The sequence below is a fragment of the Brevundimonas naejangsanensis genome (assembly GCF_000635915.2).
Taxonomy (GTDB): Bacteria; Pseudomonadota; Alphaproteobacteria; order Caulobacterales; family Caulobacteraceae; genus Brevundimonas; species Brevundimonas sanguinis.
This window is the reverse complement of the sequence record NZ_CP015614.1, coordinates 168,174-194,037: the sequence shown is the minus strand read 5'-3', so window position 1 is coordinate 194,037 and position 25,864 is coordinate 168,174. Positions and strand designations below refer to the sequence as shown.

Below are 25,864 nucleotides of genomic sequence, written 5' to 3'. Positions count from 1 at the left end.
CCCACCGGGTCGGGGATGATTCCGCACAGACGCGCCGGTTTGGGCGCTTGCCCAATAACTGATTTCGCGGGAACGTCAACAGGCCGAAGGGACACGGAGGCGCGGAAATCCGGGGAGACCCGGACATCAAGCGGACCGGTCCGGCTCTCTGACCCAGGGTTCCAAGCCTCCTCGGAGGACGCGGAAACACCGACGCAGGGCCAAGGCTCCCGATCCTTTAGCGTTTCGGCGCAGGGATCACGGAGAACCAGGCCGGGATCGACGGACGGCGCGAGGTTCGCCTTGCGGAACGCCGAAGACCAGGAGCCGATGAAACAGGCGCTGAACGACGCCGGGTTCGCCCGCCGACGCTGAGGCGAAGTTTCGACCCTATAACGGTCAAGTCCAACCCGGACTTGGCGAGGGGACGCGATCCGCGATCTGACCGGCGACGGTCCGGCTCAAAGGATGGCGTCCCCTCGCTCAATTCCGGCGCTGGATTGTTGGATTTCCGGTCGCAATTCGGCCTGGCGACGTCCCGCCGCCTTTCCAAGCGCGGCCCGCCCCCCTACACCCTAGACGTGATGACTCGCGCCCGCCTGAACCGACGCGGCCTGATGGCCGGCGCCCTTGGCCTAAGCGCCGTGGGCCTGAGCGCCGTGGGCGCCCTGTCGGCGTGCAGCCGCACGCCCGCGCCGACCGACGAGTCCGGCCGCGTGCGCCTGCGCGTCGCGGCGGGCGGACCGGCCGACGCCCTGCACGGCGGCTTCTATCAGGCGCTGGCGGTCGGGGCCTACGAGCGGCGCGGCCTCAATGTCGAGATTCTGTCCGGCCCGCCGGGCGCCGACATCCCCGCCCTTCTGGCCGCCAGCGCGGTCGAACTGGCCATCGGCCGCGACAGCTTCCTGCCCCTGCGGCTGATCGCCGAGCGCGCCCCGGTCAAGGCCGTAGCCGCCTTCCTGCAGAAAGACCCGGTCGTCCTTCTGGCCCATCCCGGCCAGCAGCTGGAGGATCTGACCGTCCTGCGCGGCCGCAAGCTGCTGATGGAGCCCAGGGATCAGGACGGCTTCTGGACCTGGCTGCGCGCCCGCTTCGACCTGGCCGCCGACCAGGCCCAACCCGGCGCGGTCGATGACAATCTGAAGGCCTTCCGCGACGATGCGGACAGCGTGCTGATCGCCCGCCTGACCGACGGCGGCCCAGAGGCGGTCGCCCGCGCGGTCGGCTTCCAGCCCCTGATCCTGTCCCCGGCCGAGGACGGCTACCCCTCCTATTCCGGGCTGGTGCTGGCGCCCAACGCCTTCGCCCGCGACAACGCCCAGGCCCTGCGCAACTTCATCGCTGCCTCGGTCGAGGGCTGGCGCGACTATGTCCACGGCGACGGGGCCAAGGGCGACGCCCTGATCCGCCGCGCCCATCCCGACCTGCCCCAGCGCGCGCTGGACGCCGCCCGCGCCGCCCTGCGCGCCCGCGCCATGGTCGACGGCGGCGACGCGGCCCTGTACGGCCTCGGCGCCATGACGCCCGAGCGTTGGCAGGCCTTCGCCGATCAGACGCAGGGCGCCTATCCCGCCGCCCCCGACTGGCGCGAGGCCTTCACCAGCCAGTACCTGCCCTCGCGCGGCTAAATCGCCCGACGTTAGGCGAGGATTAAGCCGCGCCGCCTAGGATGCCCGGCTGAACCTCTGCAGTTTTCACGAGGCGCCGTTGACGCGCACCCTGACCATCGCCGTCCTTCTGCCCGCGCTCGGCGCGGCCACGGCCGCCTGGGCGCAGCCCGTCCCGCCTCAACAAGCTCCCGACCAAACGCCCTATCCTACGCCCTCCCATACGCGCCAACTCTCCTGGCCGGGCCGCCCCTCAGCCCATCCAGCCAGCCGGCCCGCGCCGGACTGGACCAGTGCCCCGGCTGACAGCTTCGCCCCGCCGCAGCAGGTCGTGGCGGACAGCCAGACCTATGCCGCCCGCCCGCCGATTATCCCGCACGGCGGATACCCCTGGCGTTCCGCCCAGGCCTACGGCGAGCCCCAGCAGGCCCCCGCGCCCGAGTTCCGTCCGGTGACCAGCCACCCGGACGCCGTCTGGCGCCCCTATGTGAGCCCCCCGGCCGAAGCCCCGGCGCCCGACTTCACGCCGCCCGCGCCCTATCAGCCGTCCTATCAACCCCCGCCGTGGACGCGCCGGCCGACGCAGAGCCAGCCTCAGCCTGCGCCCTATGCGCCTCTGCCCCAGCCGACGCCCGCGCCGATGCCCGAGCCGTTGCGGCCGATGCCGCCGCCAGTTCAGCCCGTCCCGCGCGTCGTCGAACCTGCCCCTCAATCGGCTCCAGAGCCGACGCCTGAACCGGTGCGACAGCCGCAGACCGTTGTCGCCCAGCCCCAGCCTGCGCCGCCCCCGCCGCCGGTCCAGCCTGCCCCCCCGCTCCCGCCCGAGCCTCAGCCCCAAGCTCAGCCAGACCCCGCGCCCGCACCGGCCCAGCCGACCGTCGATCCGTTGGCGCCCCGTCGCGACGCGCTGATCTTCCAGCTGCAACGGAACGCGCCTCAGACGCCTGCCGCATCGGCCGCCGCCACGCCTGAGGCCCCGGCGCAGCAACAACCTCAGACTGCGCCGCAACCCGCGCCCCAGCCCGCGTCCAGCGACGCCCCGGCTCAGAGCGGCGCCCGCTATTACTCCGTCCACCGTCAGGCGGGCCGCCAGCCGGACGCCACGCCCCTGCCCGCGCCCAACTATCTGGACGCCCTGCCGGTCGAACTGGATCAACCGATCGCCTCGGACGACCTGGCTCAGCCGCCCGAGGCGCCCGCCGTCATGCGCGACGCCCAGGGCCGCCTGCGCGCCGCCCCCCTTACGGACGGTCCCACGACCGACGGGCCCGACCTGCCATGAGCGACGGCGCCGCCCTGCCTCCGCCGGCCAAGACCGGCTCGCGCCTGCCTGAGCTGATCGCCCTGGCCCAGGAAGACTCCAGCCCCAAGCGGCGCGCCCTGCTGCGTGAACTGACCGACTGCTTCTTCGGCGCCCCCCAGCGCACCGAGGCGGAAACCGCCCTCTATGGCGCCGTCCTGTCCGACCTCACCGACGCGATGGAGACGGCCGTGCGCGCCGAACTGGCCGAGCGGTTCGCCGAGGCGCCCGACGCCCCGCACCAGTTGATCCGCCGCCTGGCCAACGACGAAGCCGAGACCGTGGCCGCCCCCGTCCTCAGCGCCTCGCCCGTGCTGACCGAGGCGGACCTGATCGGCGTGGTGCGCTCGCGCGGTCAGGGGCATATGCGCGCCGTCAGCCGCCGCGTCGCCGTGTCCGAGGCCGTGTCCGACGCCATTGTCGAGCGCGGCGACGACGAGACCCTGGGCGTGCTGCTGGGCAATGAAGGCGCCAGCCTGTCGCGCGCCGCCTCGGAAACCGCCGTTGAACGCGCCCGCGCCAACCCGGCCCTGCACGCGGTGACGGTCGAACGCTCCAGCCTGCCGCCCGACCTGCTGAACGACCTGTATTTCGAGGTCGAGGCCCGCCTGCGCCAGCGCATCCTGGAACAGAACGCGCGGATGGACCCGGGCCTGCTGGAAAGCGCCCTGGCCGCCGGGCGCACGCGCGTCGCCGCCGAAGACGGCGCCCTGCCCCCCGACTACGCCGAGAGCCTGGCCTATGTCGAAGAACTGCGCGCCGCCAACCAGCTGACGCCCCAGGTGCTGGCCCGCTTCCTGCGCTCGGGGGGCCAGACCGCCTTCCTGATCGCCCTGTCGCAGCTGGCTGACGTCGACTTCCACACCGCCCGCCAGATCATCGAGCGGCGCGAGCTGGACGCCCTGGCGGTGATCTGCAAGGCGGCCGACCTGGATCGCGCCCTGTTCCTGACCTACGCCGTCGTCCTGCTGAACACCGACGACAACGCCATGGGCAAGGCCCGCGCCTATGCCGGGATGTATCAGGAACTGACCCGCGAGGCGGCCCTGCGGACGATCCGCTTCTGGCGCGCGCGCAAGGCGATGCAGGCGGCCTGACCGCCTCTCCTTGTCCCGGACAGCAAAACGCCCGCCTTTCGCTGGAAAGGCGGGCGTCTGTTTTTGATTGGCGCCGCTTTTACTTGCGGGTCGCGCGGGCGGGTTTGCGGCCGCCCTGGCCCAGGCCCATCTGCTTGGCCAGTTCCGAACGCGCCTTGGCGTAGTTCGGGGCGACCATGGGATAGTCTTTCGGCAGACCCCATTTGGCGCGGTATTCTTCCGGGCTCAGATTGTATTTGGTGCGCAGGTGACGCTTCAGCGACTTGAACTTGCGACCGTCTTCCAGGCAGATCAGGAAGTCCGGCGTGATCGACTTGCGAACCGGGACGGCCGGTTCTTGCGGCTCGGGCTCGGCCTCGACCGGCGCTTCCGAAACGCCCGACAGGGCGGCGTGGATTTGCGCGATCAGGGTCGGCACAGTGTCGGCCGATACGGTGTTGTTGCTGACATAGGCCGACACGATGTCCGCCGTCATCTCAAGCAGTTCGGGTTTTTCTTCCATCTGGATCAGCCTTCTGTCGTCCCAAATTCATTCGACTGATCTGAAAGGATCCGCCGCTTGTCGGTTTCATACGGATGTTCGAGTTTGAAAGCAATGCAGCCGTCTTTTATCGCTTGATAAGCGAGTTCAACTGCTCTGATCAGTAATTACGACAACGCCGATTTTTTATCGACCGAAGTTCTCCGCAAGGGCCAGCAGGGCTGCGCGCTCAGGCGCCGAGTATTCGTCGATCAGCGCCTCCTCCCCCTCGCGGATCGCCCGTAGAAGCGTCGGCGTCAGCGCCGAGGACAGAGACCAGTTCCAGTAACGCAGCACCGTCTGGGCCCGGTCCACCGCCAGCATTTCATAGATGATCTGCACCCGGCGCCAGTCGGGGTGCTCGGCGCCGTCCGCCGTGGTCTCGGGGCGCCGCATGGCTCGCCACAGGGCCGCGAGGTCGCGCCGCGCCAACCCCGTCGCCTTGCACAATATGGCCAGGGGCTCGCCCCCCGCATCGCCCATGATCTTGGCCGAAGTCAAAGGCTTGATCCCCGACAGATAGCCGATCTCGGCGACCAGTTCGCGGGTCAGCCCCCCGGCGCCCGCCGCCGCGACGGCCGCTTCCAGATCGGCGTAAGGGCTCTTGGCGACCGCCGCGCGGTTGCGCTGGCGCCGCTCGATGAACTGCAGCGCCTTGCGCGCGACCGGGTCGCTCCACCCCTCCTCGGCCGCCAGGGCGAAGACGTCCTCGACGCTGCTCTGCATCACCTCGCGCGACACCGCGAAGCGTTGCAGGATGATGCGCCGCTCTTCGGCCCCGCACCACCAGAACATGACATAGGCGCCCGAGGGCCGCAGTTCCGGGCGCCGCAGGATCAGGGCGCACAGCGCCGGCGCGTTGCGGCTCAGGGCGATCACGCTCTCGACGGCGGATTGCGGCAGGCGCGCCGTGTCATTGCGCAGGACGGCGGCGATCACCGCCTCCTCGGCCCAGTTGAACAGGGCCTCGGCCACGACCTCGGACAGGCCGCGCCGCGCCGCCATCATCAGGCGATGCTCCAGCCCCGCATCGCGCGCGCAGCCGATCAGGTCCGCGTCCGACAGGGCCGCGCACTCCTCCAGCAGCGGCCGCGCCACCTCGGGCTCGTCGCGCAGCAGCAGCCGCTTCAGCGCATCGGGCAGTTCGCCTAGCGGGGCCAGCCGCTCGGCCACCCGGCGGCGCTCATCCGTCGCCGCCGTCCGCAGCACGTCGACCAGCAGGTCGCCGACCACCGAACGCTCGAAGACGTTGATCCGGCTCGCCGGCAGGCTGACCACGTCGGCCAGACGACGCAGCAGGGCGCGGCGCGCCCGCAACGGCCGCGTCCCTGTCTCTTCCGCCCTGACCCGGGGTTCGCTCATGAGCGCAGCCTAGCGCCGACGCGTTAACCGGCCGTCACAGCCCTTCGAACAGGGCCGTGGACAGATACCGTTCGGCGAAGCTGGGGACGATGGTCACGATGGTCTGACCGGCATAGGCGTCCTGCGCCGCCAGTCGGAAGGCCGCCGTCAGGGCCGCGCCCGAGCTGATGCCGACCGGGACGCCGTCCTCGCGCGCGACGCGGCGGGCCATGGCGAAGGCGTCCTCGTTGGTGACCTGCTCGACCCCGTCGATGACGGCGCGGTCCACCACGGCGGGGATGAAGCCCGCGCCGATGCCCTGGATCTTGTGCGGCCCCGGCGCGCCGCCGGACAGGACGGGAGAGTCGGTCGGCTCGACCGCGATCATCTTCACCGACGGCTTCTTCGCCTTCAGCGCATGGCCGACGCCGGTGATGGTGCCGCCGGTGCCGACGCCCGCCACCACCACGTCCACGGCGCCCGCCGTGTCGTTCCAGATTTCCTCAGCCGTCGACGCCTCATGGATGGCGGGGTTGGCCAGGTTCTCGAACTGGGCCGGGCTGACCGAGCCGGGGATTTCGCTCAGCAGCTCCTCAGCCCGCGCGATGGCGCCTTTCATGCCCTTTTCGGCCGGCGTCAGCTCCAGCTTGGCGCCCAGCAGGGCCAACATCTTGCGCCGTTCGATCGACATGCTCTCGGGCATGACCAGGATCAGCTTATAGCCCTTGGACGCCGCCACGAAGGCCAGGGCGATGCCGGTGTTGCCGCTGGTCGGCTCGATCAGGGTGGCGCCCGGCTTGATCTTGCCCAGTTGCTCCAGCGCCTCGACCATCGCCACGCCGATACGGTCCTTGACCGAGGCGATCGGGTTGAAGAACTCCAGCTTGGCCAGCACCGTGGCCTTGGGCTTCAGCGCCGCCGTCAGATTGGGCAGCCGCACCAGAGGGGTATCGCCGATGGTGTCGACGATGCTGTCATAGACCCGCCCCCGCCCCGCCTTCCTGTGGCGGCTGGCGTCATAGGCTTGGGTTTGAGCAGTGTCGGACATGGCGAGGTCTCCGTACGTTCGGGGGGCGGCGTAACAGATAAGGCTTATACGCGCGAGGCAAGGCCCCGCTCCGCAGCTTTTCTGTCGCGGTGTTTAGCCGCGCTGACCGCGCCCTGACGCAACGGACCTATTCGTCCGGAAAGCTCTTGTGATCCTGCCGGTGCTGGGCCGGCAGATAGGGACCGGCGGGCAGGCCCTGACCCAGCGCATGGGTCGCCGTCAGATTGGCCTGCTGGGTCAGCGGCATATAGTTGGGCTTGGCCTTCTCCAGCGCCGCGACGACGGCCTGGACCAGCAGATCGGCCAGCGGATTGCCCGAGTTTGACGCCTGCGGACTGTAGGTCATGGACTGATGATCCGACCACAGCACCTGACCGCTGCGACAGCTTTTCAGCGTGTATTCGAACGCCACATTGGTCGAGGTCGAGATCAGGATGTATTGCGATTCCCACTTCTGGATTTCGACGAACAGCACGGCGTCGCAGCCGAACAGGGGACCGAAGCGCGCGGCGTCGGCCTGATGCACCAGACCGGCGTCCGACAGGCCTTCGTCCTCCAGCACCCCCTTCACCATATGGGCGGGGAAGACATAGTAGCCGCGCTCGGCCACCGGCCGGGAAATGGTCGAGACGAAATAGTCCGCCGCATCCACGTCGACCGTCGAGTTCAGCGCCGGAACCACCATGACGCTGCGCGGATTCTCGGCGCGCAGGACGGCGTAGCTCTTGGGCGCAGGCCCCGTGGCGCAGGCGGTCAGCAGGGCGGCGCAGGCCAGGGCGGCGACGGCGAGCGATTGGCGGATGATCATTGCGCCTCTCCTCCGGCGACGGCGGCCTGACCGCCGAGGCCGACGATCACCCGATCCATGAAGACGGCGGATTCGGGGAAGCGCGCGCGCTCTTCCTGAAACAGCGTCAGGGCCTGCGCCGTCTCGCCCGCCTGCAGATGCAGATAGCCCAGCTCGGCCAGCAGCCCGGGAGCCACGGCGTCGCGCTTGCGCCCCGCCTCGATGGCGCGCTCCAGCGCGGTGCGATAGGCCTCGCGGTTCTCAGGGTTCTGGGCATAGGCGTAGAGCGCGGGCTCATAGGCGCCCCACTCGAACCGCGTGGCGGGCGCGCAGGCGGCGAGGCCGGTCAGGGTCATCAGGGCGGCCATCATCAGACGTTTCACGGCAGCACCACCACAGCCTGCGTCCCGGCGGCGACGATCACCGTCTGGGCGTGAAGGATCCGACCGCCCTGACTGACGACGACCTCATGACGGCCCGGCGTCAGGGCCGCGCCCCCGCCAAGGGCGCTGACCGATCCCAGATCGCGCCCGTCCACGATCAGGCGGGCGTCGGCCGGGGCGTTACGCAGCGTCAGCGTGCCCGCGGATGCGCCCTGCACCGCCTCGCGCGCAGGATAGTTTTGGACGCACCCTCCGGCCGCCAGCGCGGCGCACAGGACGGTCAGCACGACCGCGCTCGTCTTCATGGTCTGATCTCCGTGACCCGCAGGCCGGTTGGATCGGCAGGCAGTTCGCCCTCGATCAGGCGGGCGGTCGCGCCCTCGGTCTCAGGGCTGTCGCCGAAGAAGCCGGTGATCTCGATCTGCGCCACCCGGCTGCCCGGCAGAGTGATCGGCAAGCCCGACTGGCCGCTGACCACCGTCTCGCCCGGCGTTTCGACGTGGAAGCGGTCGCCGGCGCGCAGACCCTGGCTGGGACCGCCGCTGACATAGACGGTCGGGCCGGACACCCGAAGGATGTCGGTGAACCAGGCCCGCTGCTGCAACTGGTTGACGATATTGGTCATGGCGTCCGCGATGGCCGCCGATATGGCCCGATCGTTCAGGGTCGAGTCATAGCCGGCGCGGCTGCCGAAGCCCGCCACCTCGCCCGTCTCCGTCGTCGCCTCCCCGGCGCCCGAGGCGGTGAAGAAGACCCGACCCGTGCGCACGTCGACCAAGCGGATTTCGACGGTGGCGTTGACCGCCTGGCGCCGCTGGGAGTTGAGGAAGCCCTGCTTGCCCTCGTTGCGACGGCCCAGTTGGGTGATCGAGCCCAGCAGCAGGGCGTCGACCCCGCTCAACGCCTGACCGTCCGCCTCGGACAGCACCCGCTCGGCGTTCAGCGCCGTCAGATCGGATCGCTCGAAGACGAAGAAATGGTCGGAGGCCACCAAAGCGTTGACCAGCATGTCGCCCGCCTGGCTCGCCACCGGATCAGCCTGCCCCGGCGACAGCAGCAGGCGGCCATAGGGGGTGCTGTTGCTGAAGCGCCCGACCGCCACCCGGCGCTTCAGCCCCGCCCGCGCTGAACCCGGCGGCCCCGTCTCGACCTGGACCGCGCCGGGCGCGACGAAGGCTGCGGCCGGGCAAGCCGACGCACAGACGGCCAGAGCAGCAAAAGCTGCGAAAACCCGCTGGAAAATCATCTGAAACCGCCCCCGGCCGATCAGCGTTATTCATGACACGCCTTGTGCGCTCAGCGCAATCCCTTCGCCAAACCCGCGCCAATTCAACAGAAACATCCGGCGCCGACGCCTTGTCGCCGGTCGCTGCGTCAGGCAATCCAGACGCTGAACCAAGGGAATGATCAGATGACCGACACGCTTGAGCTTTCGCACTGGATCGGCGGCGAGAAGGTCGCCGGAACGCGCCCGGGCGAGAGCCTGAACCCGTCGGACATCCGCGAAGTGGTCGCCCGCACGCCCCAGGGCGGCGCCGCCGAGGTCGATCAGGCGGTCGCCGCCGCCCGCGCCGCCTTCGGTCCCTGGGCCGACGCCTCGCCTGAGGTCCGTTCGGATGTGCTGGATCGCGCCGGGACCCTGCTGATGGAGCGGCGCGAAGTCATCGGCCGCCTGCTGTCGCGCGAAGAGGGCAAGACCCTGGCCGAGGGCATCGGCGAGACGGCCCGCGCCGCCCGCATCCTGAAGTTCTTCGCCGGCGAGGCCCTGCGCCTGCACGGCCAGAACCTGGCCTCGACCCGCCCCGGCGTGGAAATCCAGACCTATCGCCAGCCGGTCGGCGTGTTCGGCCTGATCACCCCGTGGAACTTCCCCATCGCCATCCCGGCCTGGAAGATCGCCCCGGCCATCGCCTTCGGCAACACCGTGGTCATCAAGCCCGCCGGCCCGACCCCGGCCACGGCCGAGGCCCTGATCGCCATCCTGCATGAGGCGGGCCTGCCCAAGGGCGTGGTCAACATGGTCATCGGCGACGGCGACGTCGGCCGCGCCATCGTCGCCCATCCGGACGTGGACGGCATCAGCTTCACCGGCTCGCAGAAGGTCGGCGCCGGGGTGGCCGAAGGGGCGATGAAGCGTCAGGCCCGCGTCCAGCTGGAAATGGGCGGCAAGAACCCGCTGATCGTGATGGACGACGCCGATCTGGACCGCGCCGTGAACGTCGCCCTGGACGGCAGCTTCTTCGCCACGGGCCAGCGCTGCACCGCCTCCAGCCGCCTGATCGTGCAGGACGGCATCCACGACCGCTTCGTCGCCGCCCTGGCTGAGAAGGTCGCGTCCTTGCGCGTCGGCGACGCCCTGGACCCGTCCACCCAGATGGGCCCCGCCGTGACCGAGGCCCAGCGCGACGTGTCCTACGACTACATCGACATCGCCGCGTCCGGCGGCGGCCGCGTCGTGGCGGGCGGCCAGCGCCTCAGCCTCGACAAGCCGGGCTGGTACGTCCAGCCGACCCTGATCGTCGACACCCTGCCCGACGCCCGCATCAACAACGAAGAAGTGTTCGGCCCCGTCGCCTCGACCATCCGCGTAGCCGATTTCGAGGAGGCCATGACCATCGCCAATGGCGTCGAGTTCGGCCTGTCGGCGGGCATCGTCACCCAGTCGCTGAAGCACGCGCGCGAGTTCCAGCGCCGGGCGCGGGCGGGCATGACCATGGTCAACCTGGCCACCGCCGGGGTCGACTATCACGTCCCGTTCGGCGGCACGAAGAAGTCCAGCTACGGCCCCCGCGAACAGGGTTTCGCCGCCGCCGACTTCTACACCCAGATCAAGACCAGCTACTCGGCCTCTTGAGACCCGCTATCCCTTGAACGCGTCCTTGGCCGCGCGGCGCTGAGCGAAGTCTTCGGCGTCGCGGGCGCGCAGGAAGGGGTTGAAGCGGCGCTCGACCCCGACCGTCGTCGGCACGGTGGCCTCGCCCCGTTCGCGCGCGGCGAAGATCGCCTCGGCGTGCGCCTGCAAGGCCTCATCGGCGTCCGGCGACGACAGGGCGAAGCGGGCGTTCGACGCCGTATATTCATGGGCGCAGTACAGGGTCGTCGCCTCGGGCCAGGCGGCGATGCGGTTCAGGCTCTCCCACATCTGCTCAGGCGTTCCCTCGAACAGCCGCCCGCAGCCCAGGGCGAAGATGACGTCGCCGACGAAGGCCAGGCCGTCGTCCGCCGCATGATAGACCACATGGCCCAGCGTATGGCCCGGCGACAGCACCACGTCGAAGGCCGTCTCGCCCAGCCGCACCGCCTCGCCGTCGACCAGCACGTGATCCAGCGGCGCCGCGCGGCGCACCTCCTCCGGCCCGGCGATCTCGCAGCCCGTCTCGGCCTGCAGCCGTTCGTTGCCGCCGGTATGGTCGGGGTGCCAGTGGGTGTTCAGGATCAGGTCCAGCCGCCCCCAGCCCGACACCTCCAGATCGTCCAGGATCGCCTCGGCGTCCGGCGTGTCGATGGCCGCGACCAGCCCGGTCGCCTCATCGCGGATCAGAAAGCCGTAGTTGTCGGACAGGCAGGGGAACTGGCGGACGGTCAGGGTCATGAGGAGGTCTCCGATCAGGCGTCATCCTAGCAGGCCCATATACAATTTTCCGCTCATCCCGGCGTCCGCCGGGGATTAGCGGTTTTAAGCAGGAAGGCCGACATCCGCTGCGAAATCCGCCATACTGCTCCCATGCGCCGCAGCATCGACGAGCTCCGCACCTTCTACGGCGAACCGACCGGGGCGCTGGCGCGGCGCATGCTGGCGCGGCGTCTGGACGACGCCTGGGGCGAGGCGAACGGCTGCGACGTGCTGGGGCTGGGCTACGCCACCCCCTGGCTGGACGCCTTCATCGGCGCGCGCCGCGTCATCGCCGCCATGCCGGGCGCACAGGGCGCGGAGCAGTGGACGGCGGGCGGGCGCAACCGCACCGTCCTGATCGACGAGCGCCGCCTGCCTTTCGCCGCCGGAACCTTCGACCGCATCCTGCTGGTCCACGCCCTGGAAGAGGCGGACGACCCCAAGGCCCTGCTGACCGAGGCGGTCCGCGCCCTGGCTCCGTCCGGCCGCGTCATCCTGGCGGCGGCGGCGCGCGGGGGACTGTGGGCCCGCGCCGAGGCCACCCCCTTCGGCCACGGCCGCCCCTTCACCCGCGGCCAGTTGGAGCGGCTAGTGCGCGAAGTCGGCCTGGAGCCGGTCGCCTGGTCCCAGGCGCTGTACGTCCCCCCGTGGCGGCCCTTGCTGGGTCTGGCGGACGGGCTGGAACAGGTGGGCCCGAAACTGTTTCCCGGCGCGGCGGGCCTGATCATGCTGGAAGCCACGCGCCAGGCCTACGCTCGCGTCCGCCCGCGCGGCCTGGCCCAGACGGTGCTGGCCGGACGGCCCGCCCTGACCCCCTCGCCCGCCGCCCGTGATCACGCGCCTGCGTCGCACCCTATGGGCGCCGCGCGCAAACAGCCTTAAAGCCAGCCTCATGCAAAGACTGATCCTGATGCGTCACGCCAAGGCCGAAGCCTCGGCGCCCGGCGGCGACGTGGACCGCGCCCTGAGCGAGCGCGGCCTGCGCGACGCCGCCGCCATCGGCCGCGCCCTGGCCGCGCGGGGACTGAAGCCGGACATGGCTTTGGTGTCCGGCGCCCGGCGCACGCGCCAGACCTGGGATCAGGTCAGCGACCATTTCGGCGACGTCGAACTGCGCGTTTCGGATAGCCTCTACAACGCCTCGGCCGACACCCTGCGCCGCGCCGTCGAGGCGGCCGAGGACGAGGCGGGCTGCCTGCTGCTGATCGCCCATAACCCCGGCGTACATCAACTGGCGGTCGAATATCTGATCGAGAGCGCCGCCTCCCCGTCGGTGCTAGACAAGATGAGCGGCGGCTTCCCCACCGGGGCGGCGGCTGTCTTCACCGTCGATGTCGCCGGGCGCCCCTCCTATGAGGGCTGGCTGACCCCGGAGACGCTCTAGGCCATGACCGACCTGCCCCATTTCGCCTTCAAGATTTTGAGCCGCGCCGACTGGCGCGCGGCCCTGGCCGAGGGCCGCTACGACGGTTCGGCCGTGGACCTGGCCGACGGCTACATCCACCTGTCGGCCGCCGATCAGCTGGAGGCCACGGCGGCCAAGCATTACGCGGGACAGAGCGACTTGATGCTGGTCGAGGTCGACCTGACGGCCCTGGGCGACGCCCTGATCTGGGAGCCGTCGCGCGGCGGCGCCCTGTTCCCGCACATCTACGGCCCCCTGCCCGTCGCGGCGACGCGCGGCGCGCGCGCCCTGTCGGTCAGCGCCGACGGCCGCATGGTCATTGAAGAGACCGCCCGAGCCTGAACATGAGCATGAGCCTGACCGACCTGGGCGCCGTCCTGCTGCGCCAATTCGACCCCGAAACGGCCCACCGCCTGGCCATCCGCGCCCTGCAGCTGACGCCCCTGCCCGCGCCCGGCGCCGACGATCCGATCCTGAAGACCACGATGGCCGGGCTGCAGATGTCCAACCCCGTCGGTCTGGCCGCCGGTCTGGACAAGAACGGCGAGGCGCTGGAAGGCCTGTCGCGGTTGGGCTTCGGCGCGGTGGAGTGCGGCTCGGTCACGCCGCGCGCGCAAGCGGGCAACTCCAAACCGCGCCTGTTCCGCCTGGCCGAAGACCGGGCGATCATCAACCGCATGGGCTTCAACAACGAGGGGCTTGAGCCCTTCGCCGCCCGTCTGGCCCGGCGCCCGACCCGCACCGCCATCGGCGCCAACCTGGGCGCCAACAAGGACACCGAGGACAAGGCCGCCGACTATGTCGCGGGGCTGAGGCGGCTGGCGGGACTGGCCGACTATTTCACGATCAACATCTCCTCGCCCAATACGCCGGGGCTGCGCGCGCTGCAGGGCCGCGAGGCGCTGGACGACCTGCTGGGCCGCATCAACGAGGCGCGCCCCGGCGACGGCGCCCCGGTGTTCCTGAAGATCGCGCCCGATCTGATCGGCGAAGAGATCGGCATGATCGTCGAGGCCTCCCTCGCCCACCGCATCGACGCCCTGATCGTGTCCAACACCACGCTGGAGCGGCCCGCCTCCCTGCGTTCCGCCTTCGCGGGCGAGAGCGGCGGCCTGTCCGGCGCCCCGCTGAAGCCCTTCGCCCTGAAGGCCCTTGAGGCGGCGGCCGAGGCGGCGGGCGGGCGCCTGCCCCTGATCGCTGTCGGCGGCATCGCCAGCGGCGAGGACGCCTTCGCCCGAATCCGGGCCGGCGCCTCGGCGGTCCAGGTCTATTCGGCCCTGATCTATGAAGGTCCGGGCCTGATCGGCCGCATCAAGTGCGACCTGGCCGCTCGCCTGCGCGCCGAAGGTTTCTCCAGCATGGCCGAGGCGACCGCCGCCCGCCGTTGACGGAGCATTAGCAACCCTCGGTCGATGATGAACCAATGGGCCCAGCGCCCGTTTGGAACGTCGTATGTCCGACACTATCGCCGACGCCCACATCGGGTGGGCGCCCGCCATTCGCCAACGTCGCAAGGCGACAATGCAGCGCCTTGTCACGGGCGGCGCGACGGCGCTTGTCTTCAGCCCCATTCTGGGACTGGGGCCCGCTATGGGGTGGCTGGCTGTCTATGTCCTGATCCAGGGGGTTGAGGCCTGGCTGGCCCAGCCCGTGCTCCAGGACCGCCAGGAGACGCCAAAGGGCTGGCGCGGGTTGGCGATGGACGCCGTTCTGGCGCTGAACGCCGGCTGGCTGGGTTTCCTGTCTGTGCCCCTTTGGCTGATCGGCGGTCCGATGGGCGGTTTCGCCGCTTCCGTCCTGCTCTCGGCAGGCTCGATCAACTCCGTGATCATGTCGGCCGGCAATATGCGGGTGTTCAGCTTCACCGTGCTGCCCCAGCTGGGCTTCATGGCCCTGACGCCCATGTTCATGGCCTTGTGGGGGGCCGAGCGGTCTCTGATCATCGCCGTGGCGATCGGCATCTTCTGTTACGCCCTGTTCTGCTTCAACACGCGCGCGCGCCTGCGCAGCGCCACGCTGGCCGAGCGCCACGCCCTGGCCGAAGCCGAGCGGGAACGCCGCCAGGTCGAGACCGCCATGACCGAGCGCAGCGCCTTCCTGGCCGCCGTCGGCCACGACCTGCGCACGCCCATCAGCGCCATCCTGACGGGCGCAGACTACCTGCGCGCCGCCGCTCCGTCCGCCGCCGCGCGCCAGCAGGTCGCCCTGATCGAGGACGCCGGCCTCATGATGAAGGCCCTGCTGGACGACCTGCTTGATCACGCACGGCTGAACGCAGGCCGGATGCACGTCGAGAGCAATGAGTTCGACCTGCGCCTGTTGCTGGCCCAGACCGCACGGCTGTGGCAGGGCCAGGCCCGCGCCCAGGGTCTGCGGTTGCGGCTGGAAGGCGCGCGCGAGACGCCCCGCTGGGTGCGGGGCGACGCCATGCGCCTGCGCCAGGTGCTGAACAATCTGATCTCCAACGCCATGAAGTTCACCGAGGCCGGGACGGTGACGCTGAAGGTCCGTTGCTGGGTGGACGATCAGGGCGCCTGCGCCCTGCTGATCGACATCGCCGATACCGGGCGCGGCATGAGCCCCGCGCAGCTGCAGAGGCTGTTCAACCCGTTCGACCAGACCCAGGACGGCGTCGCCGCCCGCTTCGGCGGTTCTGGCCTGGGGCTGGCGATCAGCCGCGACCTGATCGAACTGATGGGCGGGCGCCTGACGGTGCGCAGCGAACCCGGCTGCGGCTCCCAGTTCACCGTGGCCCTGAGCCTGCCTCAAGGACGGCGCGATGCGGCCGCCGACGACATCCGCGACGAGCCAATCACCCCGCTGGCCGTGTCCGGCCGCCTCGACCCGCTCGCCCCCCCGCCGGACAGCGCTCCGGCGGCCCCGACTTCGCATCTCCCGCCTTCGCCGCCCCTGCCTTCGCCGTCCCTGCCTTCGCCGCCGGCCTTCGAGAAGGTCGCGCTCGATGACGACGCGGCGGACGCCCGGCCTCTGCGCGTCCTCGTCGTCGACGACCACGCCATCAACCGGCGCGCCATCCAGCTGATCCTGCAGGCCTTCGACTGCGAGATCGTCATGGCGGAAAACGGCCTGGCCGCGCTTCAGGCCTGCGAGGACCAGCTCTTCGACGTCGTTTTCATGGATGTGCGGATGCCCGAACTGGACGGCCGCGAAACGACCCGACGGCTGCGCAGCGGCGGCGGCCCGAACGCCTGCGTTCCCGTCATCGCCGTGACCGCCGACACCGAGCCGGAAGACATGAGCGCCTGCCTGGCCGCCGGCATGAACGCCTTCGTGTCCAAGCCGCTGACCCCAGCCGCGCTGCTGGAGGCCCTGTCCCGCACGCTGGACGCCGCGGCCCAAGGCGAGGCGGACGCGGCCGCCGCCTAGGCGGTTTCCGGGCGCAAGGCCGCAATCAAGCGCTCTTCCCAGCCCGGCTGTCTGAGGTCGCATTCCCACAGCGTCAGGACGCGCCAGCGCGCCGCCGCCAGTTCGTCGGCCACGCGGGCGTCCCGGGCGCGGTTGCGGTCGATCTTGGCGATCCAGTAATCGGCGTTGTCCTTGGGCTGGCGAGCGCCGCGCGGGCAGTCGTGGCCGTGCCAGAAACAGCCGTGGACGAACACGACCGTCTTGCGCCCCTTCATCACCAGATCCGGCCGCCCCGGCAGGCCGCAGCCGCCGAGGCGATAGCCGATGCCCGCCGCGCGCAGGGCGCGCCGGACCTTCATCTCGGGGCCGGTGTCGCGACCCTTCACGCGCCGCATGACGGCGCTGCGTTGTTCGGGCGTGAAGACGTCGCCCGCCACGGCCTCAGCCCCGCGCGCGGCGGGCCGGCCAGCGGCGGGCGACGCCGGCAATCACAGCTGGGCCAGAAGGTGCTCGGCCGAGGACACCTTGAACTCGCCGCCCTGCTCGATGTTCAACTGGTCGATGACGCCGTCCTTGACCAGCATGGAGTAACGCTGCGAGCGCTCGCCCATGCCGAAGCCCTTGGCGTCCAGCGCCAGGCCCACGGCGCGGGTGAAGTCGCCGTTGCCGTCGGCCAGCATGACGATGTCGTCGGTCCCGTTCAGGTCGTTGGCCTGAGCCCAGGCGCCCATGACGAAGGCGTCGTTGACCGAAACGCAGGCCACGGTGTCCACGCCCTTGGCCTTCAGGTCGGCGCGGTGGTCGACATAGCCCGGCAGGTGGCGCGCCGAGCAGGTCGGGGTGAAGGCGCCCGGCACGGCGAACAGGGCGACGGTCTTGCCGCCGAACAGCTCGGCCGTCGTGACCGGCTTGGGGCCCTCGGCGGTCATGGTGGTCAGGGTCGCCTCGGGAATGCGGTCGCCGATCGAAAGGGTCATGTCGGGATCTCCGGATGTCGGCCCGGCCGATCCGGAGCGCGATGACGATCAGATAGAGACCCACGGCCCGAACGCCAAGCGCCCCGGCGCCCTCCGTCTTGCGCCCGAAGGCCGGCGCCCCGATGATAGGGGGATGAAGACCTCCTCCTCCCCGGCGGCCTCCTCCCTGACCGGACGTCTGCTGGTCGCCATGCCCGGCATCGACGACGACCGCTTCCGCCACGCCGTCATCCTGATCTGCGCCCACGACGATGACCACGCCCTGGGCGTGCGCCTGGACCAGCCCGCGCCCGGCGTGTCCCTGGCCGAGGTGCTGGAGACGCTGGATACGCCCAGCCATGACCGCCTGCGCGACCGGCGAGTGCTGATCGGCGGCCCGGTCGAGCGCGAGCGCGGCTTCGTCCTGCACACCGACGACTGGATCAGCGACGAGACCAGCCTCAGCTTCGGCGAGGGGCTGGCCCTGACCGGCACCCGCGACGCCCTCACCGCCATGGCCGACGCCGAAGGCCCGCGGCGGTCGATCCTGCTGCTGGGCTACGCCGGCTGGGGCGAGGGTCAGCTGGAGGAAGAGCTGAACGAAAACGTCTGGCTGACCGCAGAAGCCGACGACGCCCTGATCTTCGACACCGATTACGACACCAAGTGGAGCCGCGCCCTGGCGGGCCTCGGCGTCGACGCGGCCCGCCTGTCCAGCCAGAGCGGCCGGGCCTAGTCTTCTTTCGGACACCTGCGGCGCAGATGTCGGATTCGCGCCGCCGTTACAGGCGGCGTCAGGCTGAGCGCGGCCGAAACAAGCGCCAGACTGGCCCCGACGGCGCCGACCACCACAAGATCTTGCGTGAACAGAAGGGCGACGCCGACGCCCAGAACGGCGGGCGCCGCCGCCGCCGTCATGATCATACGATCCCTCATCACCGGGTCTATCTTCACGCCGAGCGCCCCTTGATCGGCGCGGAACCGTCGGCGAGGGACTCGTTCAAATAGACCTCGGCCTCCTGCGCCGGCAGGGCGGGCGCATAACCGAACCCCTGCCCATAGTGGCAGCCGTCGGCCAGCAGCAGCCGGGCCAGGCCGGCGTTCTCGACCCCCTCGGCCACGACTTCCAGCGCCAGGTCGCGGCCCAGGTTGACGACCGATTTGACGATCTTGGCCGAGCCCTCGTCCTTGTCCATCGTCAGCACGAAGTAGCGGTCGATCTTCAGCGTGTCGAACGGCAGCTTGGCCAGGTAGGACAGCGACGAGAAGCCGGTGCCGAAGTCGTCCAGCGCCAGGCTGGCCCCGGCTTCGCGCAGGGCCTTCAGCACCTCGGCGGCGCGGGCGGTGTCGCGCATGATGTCGCCTTCGGTGACTTCCAGCTTGAGGGCGCCGCGCGGCAGGCCCGTCTCCTTGATGATGCGGGCGACATCCTCAACCAGATAAGGGCGTTCGATCTCGCCGACCGACAGGTTGACGCTGCAGAACAGCCGCCCCGCATTGGGGTGGCGGGTCAGCCACTCGTCCAGCTGACGCGCCGCCTGGGTCATCATCAGCAGGCCCAGTTCGTTCATTAGGCCCATTTCATCGGCCAGGGTCAGGAACTCGTCCGGCGGGACCAGACCGCGCCGAGGGTGGCGCCAGCGCGCCAGGGCCTCGAACCCGGCGACGGCGCCGGTGTTCAGGTTCACGATCGGCTGGAAGAAGGGCTCGATCTCGCCGCGCACGAAGGCGTTGCGCAGGTCCGCCTCCAGCGCCAGACGCGACAGGCTGTCGCTTTCCAGCGCCCGGCCATAGGCGGCGGCCCCGCCGCGCCCGGCGGTCTTGGCCTGCTCCACCGCCAGCTCGGCGCGGCGCAGGAGTTCGGCCGGGTCCGGGGCGTCGGGGCCGCCCTCGGCCGTCACCGCCCCGATGGACAGGGTGGGATAGATGTCGAAACCGGCCATGCGCAGCGGCTGTTCCAGCGCCTCGCGCATCCGGGCCCCGCCGCTGGTCCCGCCGCGCTTCACCAGGATGGCGAACTCGTCCTCGCCGATCCGGGCGGGGGCGCAGCTTTCGGAAAAGGCCGCCGACAGTCGCGACCCCAAGGCCGACAGCACCAGGTCCGCCCGCTCGTGCCCCAGGGCCTCGTTCAGGCGGCGCAGGCGGTCCAGATCGCCCACGACCAGTTCATACTCGCCGGGCTGCGCCAGGGTTTCGGCGACGCGGACGCGAAAGGTCCGCCGGTCCAGCAGGCCGGTCAGCGTGTCGCGATCCGCCCCGGCGAACTTGGTCTCCAGGGCGACGATGCCCGCCGCGCGCAGGCCGTCTTCCAGCCAGACGCCGCGCCATAGACAGGTCTCGCACCCGCGCATCCGCAGACGCACGGCGATCTCGGTCCCCTCGGCCTGCGGCTTCAGCAGCCGATCGGCCAGGGCGCGGTCCTGCGGCATTGCCAGGGCGGTGAAGGCCGCGCCCGAGCATTGCGGCGCCAGCGGCCCCAGTCCCAGCGGCCGGGTGGCGCCGGTGAAGCGGATCTGATCCTCGGCGGGGGTCCAAATCCAAAGCGCGGCGTCCGCCGCAGCCAAGGCTTCGATGGCCGTGGTGGGGTCCCACGTCAACGCTCTGGATCTTGCACTCAAAGCGTACCCGCTAACATGACTGAGGAAGGGTGGGCGCGAACTCGGTGTTCAGAACGCCGAACAGCAGATGATCTGCCCAGCGGCCGTTAATTTTCAAATAAGCCCGCGCCAGTCCCTCATGACGGAACCCCGCCTTTTCCAGCACCCGGCGCGAGGCGTAGTTGGTCGGCAGGCACGCCGCCTCGACCCGATGCAGCTTCAACGGGCCAAAGGCGTAAGCCAGCATGGCGCGCACCGCCGTGGTGCCGACCCCGCGCCCTGCGTGCGGCTGGCCGACCCAATAGCCCAGCGTCCCGGTCTCGGCGACGCCGCGCCGGATGTTGGACAGGGTGACGGCGCCCAGCAGGGCTTCATCCTCGCCATCGAAGATGAACAGGGGCCAGGCCGTGCCCAGCTCCATTTCGCGCGCATAGACGCCCAGCCGGCGCCGAAAGGCGGCCCGGGTCAGATCGTCCTCGGGCCAGGCCGGCTCCCACGGCTGCAGATAGGCGCGCGACTCCTCGCGCAGGGAGGCCCACGCCATATAGTCAGAAGGGCGCGGCGGACGCAGCACGACCCCCTGCCCGTTCAGGACCGGTCCGGTCGCCTCGGCCATCCAGTCGAACAGGGCCATGGGATCAGGATAACCCGTCGCAGCCCCGGCGTCAGCCGCCGGCGACAAAGATGACGTCAGCCGCCGGCTGCCAACATGGCGGCGCGGAAGGCGGCGCCCGCCCCGCCCGCCCCGCGCGGCCCCAGCACGGCGCTGGCCGACCGACCCGTCGCCGCCATCTCACGCCCCACGGCGCGCAGGTCCTCGGCGCTTTGAGCCTCGATGCGGGCCGCCGTCGCCTCGGACGAGACCGGCGCCCCGAACACCAGGGTCTGGCCTGCATTGCGGCCCGCGCGGCTGGCCGGGCTTTCGTCGGCCATCCACAGGCTGGCGTTCAGCACCGCCTTGGCGCGCGCCAGCTCCTGCGGCGCGGGCCCCCGCTCGGCCAGATCCAGGATTTCGGCCGCGCACAGTTCGGCCAGCTCGACCGAGCGTTCGGCCCCCGCCCCGGCGTAGACGCCCAGCAGCCCCAGATCGTCGTAGGTCTCGTGATAGGCGTCGATGGCGTAGGCTAGGCCGCGATCCTCGCGCGCGCTCTGGAACAGGCGCGAAGCCATGCCCCCGCCCAGGATTTCGGTGAACAGGCGCAGGGCGGGCAGCCGCTCGTCGCGCGCGCCGATGGTCGGCAGCTGGAACACCAGATTGGCCTGTTCGATCTTGCGCGCCAGCCGCGCCTCGCCGCCGACGAAGACGGCCGGCGGCAGCGCCTCGGTCGGCGTCGCCGTCTGATGGCCGAACCAGGCCTCGGCCAGCGGCAGAAGCTCGTCTTCGTCCACCCCGCCCGAGACAGCCACGACCATGCGGTCGGGCGAATAGAGACGTCGGCGCCAGTCGCCGATCGTCTCGCGCTCGACCGGCGCCAGGCTGGCGATGGAGCCCAGGATCGGCCGCCCCAGCGCCTGCCCCACGAAGGCGCGGGTCTGGGCCATCTCGAACACATGGTCGTCGGGGGTGTCGAAGGCTTCGGCGATCTCCTGGGCCACCACGTCCTTCTCGCGCTCGATCTCCTCGGGCGCCAGGGTCGGGCGGAACACCAGATCCGACAGCACCTGCATGGCCAGCGGCAGGCTGCCCTTCAGCGCGCGGATGTCGAAACTGGTGCGCTCATAGCCGGTCGCGGCGTTGATGGAGCCGCCCTCGGCCTCGACACGCTCGACGATCTCGCGCGCGCCCATGTCGCCCGCGCCCTTGAAGACCAGATGCTCCAGCAGGTGCGACCAGCCGGACTGCGCCTCGTTCTCCATACGGGCGCCGCCGTTGACGGCCACGGTCACGGCGATGGTGCGCAGGCCGGGCATGGGGTCGCACACGACGCGAACGCCATTGGACAGGGTGTGAAGGCGAGCAGTCAGATCGATTGTCCTCAGGAAGAACGGTAGCGGCGGACCATCACGGCCGCATAGAAGCCGACCAGCACAGCGGCCAGGCCGAACCAGGTCAGGGCGTAGCCCAGGTGATTGTTGCTGAAGGCGGCGGGCGGTGCCACGGGCCGCAGCGCCGTCAGCTCGGGATTGGCCGAGGTCGTCGCATAGACGGTGTAGGGCGACACCGGCCCGGCCACGCCCAGAGCCTTGGCCATCGCCGTCTGGTCGCGGCCGTAGAAGACCTGGCCCGAGGGCGGCGGCGTCATGGCGTTCGGCTCAGTCGCCCGGCGCACCACGCCCGCGATCACGACCGGCATGGCCGCATCGGCGCGAACGGCGGGACGCTCGGCGACCTCGGCAGGCAGGAAGCCGCGATCGACCAGAATGGTCCCCCGTCCCTGGATCGGACAGGCCGAGATCAGCCGCACGCCGGCGTCGCCGTCCTCGATGGTCTGCAACTCGACGAAGGGCGCCGTGTTCAGGCCGCGGCAGGTGACGATCGCCTGACGGAACTCGGGGTCCTCCAGCGCCAGCGCATCCGCAAGAGGAACCGGCGCCTGACGGGCGGCCGCTTCGGAGCGGGCGATCAGGTCCAGCTTCCACTGCAGCCGCTGCGCCTGCCACACGCCCAGCGTCAGCAGCAGGGCCAGCGCCAGCACCGTCACGACAGTCAGGACATAGGGAAAACGAGGCCGGGCGGCGTCGGTCATCGGGTCTCTCGGGGTGAATCGTCGCTGCGCTGACGCAGCATCTGAAGCGCCGTCATCAACCCCTTTCCCGGCCGCATCAAGGCCAGGGCCAGACCCGCCGTCAGCGGCAGCCAGATGATCAGGTGCAGCCAGATCGGCGGGCTGAAGGCGATCTCGACCGCCAGCGCCGAAAACCCGACCAGGAAGCCGGCGATCTGCATGATGAAGGTGGCCGCGCCGTCGCCCGTCTCGACCGCGCCCAGATCAAAGCCGCACGCCTCGCAGGACGCACGGCGCTTCAGGAAGCCCTCGAACAGCGGCCCGCGACCACAGGCGGGACAGCGCCCCGTCAGCCCTGCGCGCACAGCAGGCCAGACAAGCAAATCGGCGCGGGACCTGGGGCCCCGCGCCGACGAAAGCTCGACTTGTCCGTCGTGTTCGATCAACCGAAGACGACGTACATGAAGACGAACAGGAACAGCCACACCACGTCGACGAAGTGCCAGTACCAGGCGGCGGCTTCGAGGCCGAAGTGCTTCTGCGGCGACATCTGACCAGCCTGCAGGCGCAGCAGGCAGACGGCCAGGAAGATGGTGCCGACCGCGACGTGGAAGCCGTGGAAGCCCGTCGTCATGAAGAAGATCGAACCGTACAGCTTGGCCTGGGCCGCGTCTTCGCTGAAGAACAGGTGGCCGTGCAGGATGTGGTAATACTCATAGGCCTGAACGCCGGTGAACAGCAGGCCCAGCAGGACGGTGATCAGCAGGCCCATCTTGGCGGCCTTGCGGTCGCCGGCGATGATGGCGTGGTGCGCCCAGGTCAGGGTCGTGCCCGACAGCAGCAGGATGACCGTGTTCATGAGCGGCAGGCTCCACGGATCCAGCAACTCGACGCCCGTCGGCGGCCAGGTCTTCCAGGCGGCGGCGGTGTCCATCCAGTTGCCGACTTCCGGGATGATCGCACGCGATTCATTAAAGATCGCCATGTCGAAGAACATCCAGAAGAAGGAGACGAAGAACATCACTTCCGAAGCGATGAACAGCACCATGCCGTAACGCAGGCCGATGCCGACGACGGGGGTGTGGTCGCCCTTGCGGCTTTCCTTCACCACGTCCGACCACCACGAGAACATGGTGAACAGGACGCCGGCCAGGCCGACGAAGAACATCCACTTGGTGCCGGCCTCGAGGCCGAACAGCCCCTTCATCCACACGACGGCGCCGATGAACATGACGCAGGCGGAGAAGGAGCCGACCAGCGGCCAAGGGCTGGGGTCGACCAGGTGGTAGTCGTGTTGCGGTTTCGCGTGCGCGTCGGCCATTCCTGGAGTCTCTGTAATCAAGGCGAGAATGTTTGAAGAGGGCTATAGCCCTCGCTATCCGGCTTTGCCAACAGCAGAGTCGTTCGCAGCCGCCTGCTGGAAGCCCTTGGTCGGGAAGAAGGTGTAGCTCAGCGTGATCTGGCGGACGCCCTTCACCTCGGCGTCGGTCGCCAGTTCGGGCGCCACGAAGTACTGAATCGGGAAGGAAACCGTCGCGCCCGGCGCGATTTCCTGACCTTCGAAGCAGAAACACTGCAGTTTCTGGAAATAAGGCCCCGCCCGCTCGGGCACGACATTATAGGCCGCCGTGGCGTGCAGGGTCTGGTTCGAAGTGTTGGTCACCTCGAAATAGGCCATGCCGGTCTCGCCGATCCGCACCTTCTGGCTCAGGGTTTCGGCGCGGAAGGTCATCGGCAGGTCGCGCACATTGGTGTCGAACCGAATCAGCACCTCCTGATCCAGGATCTGCGTCGGGGCCGCCTCGGCCCGCTTCACCGTGCCGTCAAAGCCCGTCACCTGACAGAAGATGCGATAGAGGGGCACCGCCGCAAAGGCCGCGCCGGTCATCGTCAGCACCAGAGCCGCGCACAGGATCGCGACCTTGTTCTGCTTGGTCACGGCCGGGCTGCCTCCGAGGACGCGGGCGCGTCCGGCTGAACCGGAGGCGGCAGGGCCGGATCGGCGCGCTCCAGCGTCGCCAGAGCCTCGGCCTCGGCCGCCTTGCGCGCCTCGTTGTTGGCGCTCATCCGCGACAGGGTGACCAGGTAGACCAGGGCGATGAACCCCAGCAGCCCCAGGGCGATGGCCACATTGCGACGCTTGCGCGCGCGGGCCTGCTCATCGGTCAGCTTGATGTATTTGAGTTGGGACACAGGGGTTTAGCCTCCAACGCCGGGCAAATGCTCGACCAGGAGGGCCGAGAACAGCGCCATAAGATACAGAATGGAAAAGGCGAACAGGTTGCGGGCCGGTTTGGCCTCGGCCCGGACGTCATACAATGCGGCCTCTCGTCCCACGGCCTCGGCCTTGTCGGGCTGATCGCCCGCGCGCGAGCGATAGAGCCGCAGCGCCAGGCCCAGGAAGGCCACGCCGCCGACGATCGACACCACCAGATAGATGGGCCCGCCCAGCCCCGTCAGCGCCGGGGCGATCGCCACCGGCACGAAGACCAGGGTGTAGAGTAGGATCTGCAGGCGGGTGGACTTGGCGCCGCGCGCCACCGGCATCATCGGAATGCCGGCCTTGGCGTAGTCGCCGGCCGAATAGAGGGCCAGGGCCCAGGTGTGCGGCGGCGTCCAGGTGAAGATGATCAGGAACAGCAGCCAGGCCTGCCACGGGGCGTCGCCCGTCACGGCCGCCCAGCCGATCACCGGCGGAAAGGCGCCCGCCGCCCCGCCGATGACGATGTTCTGCGGCGTGCGGCGCTTCAGCACCAGGGTGTAGAGCCAGGCGTAGTAGACGATGGTCAGGGCCAGCAGTCCGCCCGCCAGCCAGTTGGTGGTCATGCCCAGCAGCATGACCGAGAAGACCGACAACACCATGCCGAAGGCCATGGCGTCGTTCTTGCGCACCCGTCCGGCGGCGACGGGCCGGCCGCGCGTGCGGCGCATCAGGGCGTCGGTCTCGCCCTCGATCGCCATGTTGAGCGCGCCGGCGGCCCCCGCCCCCATGGCGATGCACAGGATGGCGACGACGGCGTTGATCCAGTCCAGCCGTCCCGGCGCGACGATCAGTCCGGTGACCGCGGTGAACACCACCAGCGACATGACGCGCGGCTTCAGCAACTGGAAGAAATCTTCCGGCTGGGCGCTGGTGACAAGCGGGGTTTCGCGGGCGGGGTGATCGGTCATGGTCATAAAGAGCAAAGGCCGCCCTTCC

Annotated in this window: 30 protein-coding genes; 10 read left to right on the top strand and 20 right to left on the bottom strand. The window is 70.0% G+C overall.

Annotation, left to right across the window (positions count from 1 at the left end):
• The first annotated feature begins 563 nt into the window (after positions 1-563).
• The 3 genes from DA69_RS00945 (at position 564) to DA69_RS00935 (ending at position 3,983) form a co-directional block, all read left to right on the top strand.
• Positions 564-1,607, top strand: a complete 1,044-nt coding sequence (locus tag DA69_RS00945) for an ABC transporter substrate-binding protein (protein WP_029972623.1) — start codon at positions 564-566, stop codon at positions 1,605-1,607.
• Between the two features lie 79 nt (positions 1,608-1,686).
• Complete coding sequence (locus tag DA69_RS00940) at positions 1,687-2,868, top strand: hypothetical protein (protein WP_025977894.1); 1,182 nt, start codon at positions 1,687-1,689, stop codon at positions 2,866-2,868.
• The gene (locus DA69_RS00935) at positions 2,865-3,983 is read left to right on the top strand and encodes a DUF2336 domain-containing protein (protein WP_025977895.1); all 1,119 of its coding nucleotides are present in this window, start codon (positions 2,865-2,867) and stop codon (positions 3,981-3,983) included. Before DA69_RS00940 ends, DA69_RS00935 begins: the two co-directional genes overlap by 4 nt.
• A gap of 79 nt (positions 3,984-4,062) precedes the next feature.
• On the opposite strand, the gene DA69_RS00930 is transcribed toward DA69_RS00935, so the two are convergent.
• The 7 genes from DA69_RS00930 to DA69_RS00900 form a co-directional block, all read right to left on the bottom strand.
• Positions 4,063-4,485 (bottom strand): MucR family transcriptional regulator, encoded by a 423-nt coding sequence (locus DA69_RS00930; RefSeq protein WP_025977896.1) that lies wholly within the window; start codon positions 4,483-4,485, stop codon positions 4,063-4,065.
• A gap of 165 nt (positions 4,486-4,650) precedes the next feature.
• A complete protein-coding gene (locus tag DA69_RS00925; protein WP_025977897.1) occupies positions 4,651-5,865 on the bottom strand; it encodes a DUF2336 domain-containing protein in 1,215 nt (404 codons plus the stop codon).
• A 34-nt stretch (positions 5,866-5,899) separates the two neighbouring features.
• Positions 5,900-6,892 carry a cysteine synthase A gene (gene cysK, locus DA69_RS00920; RefSeq protein ID WP_025977898.1) on the bottom strand — a complete coding sequence of 331 codons (993 nt, stop codon included), beginning with the start codon at positions 6,890-6,892 and terminating at the stop codon, positions 5,900-5,902.
• 127 nt (positions 6,893-7,019) lie between these two features.
• Positions 7,020-7,700 carry a GNA1162 family protein gene (locus tag DA69_RS00915; RefSeq protein ID WP_025977899.1) on the bottom strand — a complete coding sequence of 227 codons (681 nt, stop codon included), beginning with the start codon at positions 7,698-7,700 and terminating at the stop codon, positions 7,020-7,022.
• Complete coding sequence (locus DA69_RS00910; protein WP_145915876.1) at positions 7,697-8,062, bottom strand: DUF4810 domain-containing protein; 366 nt, start codon at positions 8,060-8,062, stop codon at positions 7,697-7,699. Before DA69_RS00910 ends, DA69_RS00915 begins: the two co-directional genes overlap by 4 nt.
• The gene (locus DA69_RS00905; RefSeq protein WP_025977901.1) at positions 8,059-8,367 is read right to left on the bottom strand and encodes a hypothetical protein; all 309 of its coding nucleotides are present in this window, start codon (positions 8,365-8,367) and stop codon (positions 8,059-8,061) included. Before DA69_RS00905 ends, DA69_RS00910 begins: the two co-directional genes overlap by 4 nt.
• Complete coding sequence (locus DA69_RS00900; protein WP_025977902.1) at positions 8,364-9,308, bottom strand: CsgG/HfaB family protein; 945 nt, start codon at positions 9,306-9,308, stop codon at positions 8,364-8,366. The genes DA69_RS00905 and DA69_RS00900 overlap by 4 nt, the downstream gene beginning before the upstream one ends.
• A 165-nt stretch (positions 9,309-9,473) precedes the next feature.
• Between DA69_RS00900 and DA69_RS00895 the strand changes: the two genes are divergently transcribed.
• Positions 9,474-10,916, top strand: coding sequence for an aldehyde dehydrogenase family protein (locus tag DA69_RS00895; RefSeq protein ID WP_025977903.1), 1,443 nt, complete (start codon positions 9,474-9,476; stop codon positions 10,914-10,916).
• Positions 10,917-10,922: 6 nt separating this feature from the next.
• On the opposite strand, the gene gloB is transcribed toward DA69_RS00895, so the two are convergent.
• Positions 10,923-11,654 carry a hydroxyacylglutathione hydrolase gene (gloB, locus tag DA69_RS00890; RefSeq protein ID WP_025977904.1) on the bottom strand — a complete coding sequence of 244 codons (732 nt, stop codon included), beginning with the start codon at positions 11,652-11,654 and terminating at the stop codon, positions 10,923-10,925.
• Between the two features lie 132 nt (positions 11,655-11,786).
• Between gloB and DA69_RS00885 the strand changes: the two genes are divergently transcribed.
• From DA69_RS00885 to DA69_RS00865, 5 genes are all read left to right on the top strand, one after another.
• Entirely contained in the window at positions 11,787-12,557 is a 771-nt protein-coding gene (locus tag DA69_RS00885) for a class I SAM-dependent methyltransferase (RefSeq protein ID WP_025977905.1), read from the top strand.
• Positions 12,558-12,567: 10 nt separating this feature from the next.
• A complete protein-coding gene (locus DA69_RS00880) occupies positions 12,568-13,059 on the top strand; it encodes a SixA phosphatase family protein (RefSeq protein ID WP_025977906.1) in 492 nt (163 codons plus the stop codon).
• Between the two features lie 3 nt (positions 13,060-13,062).
• Positions 13,063-13,422, top strand: a complete 360-nt coding sequence (locus tag DA69_RS00875) for a DUF952 domain-containing protein (protein ID WP_025977907.1) — start codon at positions 13,063-13,065, stop codon at positions 13,420-13,422.
• A gap of 8 nt (positions 13,423-13,430) precedes the next feature.
• Entirely contained in the window at positions 13,431-14,468 is a 1,038-nt protein-coding gene (locus tag DA69_RS00870; RefSeq protein WP_025977908.1) for a quinone-dependent dihydroorotate dehydrogenase, read from the top strand.
• 64 nt (positions 14,469-14,532) lie between these two features.
• Entirely contained in the window at positions 14,533-16,467 is a 1,935-nt protein-coding gene (locus DA69_RS00865) for an ATP-binding protein (protein ID WP_025977909.1), read from the top strand.
• Here DA69_RS00865 and DA69_RS00860 read toward each other — a convergent pair.
• Positions 16,464-16,883, bottom strand: coding sequence for a very short patch repair endonuclease (locus DA69_RS00860; protein WP_029972627.1), 420 nt, complete (start codon positions 16,881-16,883; stop codon positions 16,464-16,466). The genes DA69_RS00865 and DA69_RS00860 overlap by 4 nt on opposite strands.
• 51 nt (positions 16,884-16,934) lie before the next feature.
• Positions 16,935-17,423 (bottom strand): peroxiredoxin, encoded by a 489-nt coding sequence (locus DA69_RS00855; RefSeq protein WP_025977911.1) that lies wholly within the window; start codon positions 17,421-17,423, stop codon positions 16,935-16,937.
• A 133-nt stretch (positions 17,424-17,556) separates the two neighbouring features.
• Here DA69_RS00855 and DA69_RS00850 point away from each other — a divergent pair, with 133 nt between their 5' ends.
• Positions 17,557-18,138 (top strand): YqgE/AlgH family protein, encoded by a 582-nt coding sequence (locus DA69_RS00850; protein WP_025977912.1) that lies wholly within the window; start codon positions 17,557-17,559, stop codon positions 18,136-18,138.
• Here the strand turns inward: DA69_RS00850 and DA69_RS00845 are convergent.
• From DA69_RS00845 to cyoE, 10 genes are all read right to left on the bottom strand, one after another.
• The gene (locus tag DA69_RS00845) at positions 18,135-18,338 is read right to left on the bottom strand and encodes a hypothetical protein (protein WP_134581546.1); all 204 of its coding nucleotides are present in this window, start codon (positions 18,336-18,338) and stop codon (positions 18,135-18,137) included. The genes DA69_RS00850 and DA69_RS00845 overlap by 4 nt on opposite strands.
• Before the next feature lie 14 nt (positions 18,339-18,352).
• The gene (locus DA69_RS00840) at positions 18,353-20,020 is read right to left on the bottom strand and encodes a putative bifunctional diguanylate cyclase/phosphodiesterase (RefSeq protein WP_025977914.1); all 1,668 of its coding nucleotides are present in this window, start codon (positions 20,018-20,020) and stop codon (positions 18,353-18,355) included.
• Between the two features lie 10 nt (positions 20,021-20,030).
• Positions 20,031-20,633, bottom strand: coding sequence for a GNAT family N-acetyltransferase (locus tag DA69_RS00835; protein ID WP_025977915.1), 603 nt, complete (start codon positions 20,631-20,633; stop codon positions 20,031-20,033).
• Between the two features lie 56 nt (positions 20,634-20,689).
• A complete protein-coding gene (locus DA69_RS00830) occupies positions 20,690-21,910 on the bottom strand; it encodes a M16 family metallopeptidase (protein WP_145915937.1) in 1,221 nt (406 codons plus the stop codon).
• Between the two features lie 65 nt (positions 21,911-21,975).
• Positions 21,976-22,686 (bottom strand): SURF1 family protein, encoded by a 711-nt coding sequence (locus tag DA69_RS00825; protein ID WP_025977917.1) that lies wholly within the window; start codon positions 22,684-22,686, stop codon positions 21,976-21,978.
• A complete protein-coding gene (locus DA69_RS00820) occupies positions 22,683-23,048 on the bottom strand; it encodes a DUF983 domain-containing protein (protein ID WP_051582113.1) in 366 nt (121 codons plus the stop codon). Before DA69_RS00820 ends, DA69_RS00825 begins: the two co-directional genes overlap by 4 nt.
• 59 nt (positions 23,049-23,107) lie before the next feature.
• Positions 23,108-23,986: a cytochrome c oxidase subunit 3 gene (locus tag DA69_RS00815; protein WP_025977919.1), complete on the bottom strand. Its 879-nt coding sequence runs from the start codon at positions 23,984-23,986 to the stop codon at positions 23,108-23,110.
• Positions 23,987-24,040: 54 nt separating this feature from the next.
• On the bottom strand, positions 24,041-24,604 hold the full coding sequence (locus DA69_RS00810) for a cytochrome c oxidase assembly protein (protein ID WP_025977920.1): 564 nt from the start codon (positions 24,602-24,604) through the stop codon (positions 24,041-24,043).
• Complete coding sequence (locus tag DA69_RS00805; RefSeq protein WP_025977921.1) at positions 24,601-24,858, bottom strand: hypothetical protein; 258 nt, start codon at positions 24,856-24,858, stop codon at positions 24,601-24,603. Before DA69_RS00805 ends, DA69_RS00810 begins: the two co-directional genes overlap by 4 nt.
• Positions 24,859-24,864: 6 nt before the next feature.
• Positions 24,865-25,842, bottom strand: coding sequence for a heme o synthase (gene cyoE, locus DA69_RS00800; protein ID WP_082891398.1), 978 nt, complete (start codon positions 25,840-25,842; stop codon positions 24,865-24,867).
• Positions 25,843-25,864 lie beyond the last annotated feature (22 nt).

Excerpts from the sequence above, each read along its gene's own strand:
- DA69_RS00945 (WP_029972623.1), top strand. The coding sequence starts at position 564 with ATGACTCGCGCCCGCCTGAACCGACGCGGCCTGATGGCCGGCGCCCTT.
- DA69_RS00895 (WP_025977903.1), top strand. The coding sequence starts at position 9,474 with ATGACCGACACGCTTGAGCTTTCGCACTGGATCGGCGGCGAGAAGGTC.
- DA69_RS00865 (WP_025977909.1), top strand. The coding sequence starts at position 14,533 with ATGTCCGACACTATCGCCGACGCCCACATCGGGTGGGCGCCCGCCATT.
- DA69_RS00855 (WP_025977911.1), bottom strand. The coding sequence starts at position 17,423 with ATGACCCTTTCGATCGGCGACCGCATTCCCGAGGCGACCCTGACCACC.
- DA69_RS00850 (WP_025977912.1), top strand. The coding sequence starts at position 17,557 with ATGAAGACCTCCTCCTCCCCGGCGGCCTCCTCCCTGACCGGACGTCTG.
- DA69_RS00815 (WP_025977919.1), bottom strand. The coding sequence starts at position 23,986 with ATGGCCGACGCGCACGCGAAACCGCAACACGACTACCACCTGGTCGAC.
- gloB (WP_025977904.1), bottom strand. The coding sequence starts at position 11,654 with ATGACCCTGACCGTCCGCCAGTTCCCCTGCCTGTCCGACAACTACGGC.
- cyoE (WP_082891398.1), bottom strand. The coding sequence starts at position 25,842 with ATGACCATGACCGATCACCCCGCCCGCGAAACCCCGCTTGTCACCAGC.
- cysK (WP_025977898.1), bottom strand. The coding sequence starts at position 6,892 with ATGTCCGACACTGCTCAAACCCAAGCCTATGACGCCAGCCGCCACAGG.
- DA69_RS00880 (WP_025977906.1), top strand. The coding sequence starts at position 12,568 with ATGCAAAGACTGATCCTGATGCGTCACGCCAAGGCCGAAGCCTCGGCG.
- DA69_RS00875 (WP_025977907.1), top strand. The coding sequence starts at position 13,063 with ATGACCGACCTGCCCCATTTCGCCTTCAAGATTTTGAGCCGCGCCGAC.
- DA69_RS00935 (WP_025977895.1), top strand. The coding sequence starts at position 2,865 with ATGAGCGACGGCGCCGCCCTGCCTCCGCCGGCCAAGACCGGCTCGCGC.
- DA69_RS00825 (WP_025977917.1), bottom strand. The coding sequence starts at position 22,686 with ATGACCGACGCCGCCCGGCCTCGTTTTCCCTATGTCCTGACTGTCGTG.
- DA69_RS00885 (WP_025977905.1), top strand. The coding sequence starts at position 11,787 with ATGCGCCGCAGCATCGACGAGCTCCGCACCTTCTACGGCGAACCGACC.
- DA69_RS00900 (WP_025977902.1), bottom strand. The coding sequence starts at position 9,308 with ATGATTTTCCAGCGGGTTTTCGCAGCTTTTGCTGCTCTGGCCGTCTGT.
- DA69_RS00925 (WP_025977897.1), bottom strand. The coding sequence starts at position 5,865 with ATGAGCGAACCCCGGGTCAGGGCGGAAGAGACAGGGACGCGGCCGTTG.
- DA69_RS00915 (WP_025977899.1), bottom strand. The coding sequence starts at position 7,700 with ATGATCATCCGCCAATCGCTCGCCGTCGCCGCCCTGGCCTGCGCCGCC.
- DA69_RS00835 (WP_025977915.1), bottom strand. The coding sequence starts at position 20,633 with ATGGCCCTGTTCGACTGGATGGCCGAGGCGACCGGACCGGTCCTGAAC.
- DA69_RS00870 (WP_025977908.1), top strand. The coding sequence starts at position 13,431 with ATGAGCCTGACCGACCTGGGCGCCGTCCTGCTGCGCCAATTCGACCCC.
- DA69_RS00845 (WP_134581546.1), bottom strand. The coding sequence starts at position 18,338 with ATGAGGGATCGTATGATCATGACGGCGGCGGCGGCGCCCGCCGTTCTG.
- DA69_RS00830 (WP_145915937.1), bottom strand. The coding sequence starts at position 21,910 with ATGCCCGGCCTGCGCACCATCGCCGTGACCGTGGCCGTCAACGGCGGC.
- DA69_RS00930 (WP_025977896.1), bottom strand. The coding sequence starts at position 4,485 with ATGGAAGAAAAACCCGAACTGCTTGAGATGACGGCGGACATCGTGTCG.
- DA69_RS00905 (WP_025977901.1), bottom strand. The coding sequence starts at position 8,367 with ATGAAGACGAGCGCGGTCGTGCTGACCGTCCTGTGCGCCGCGCTGGCG.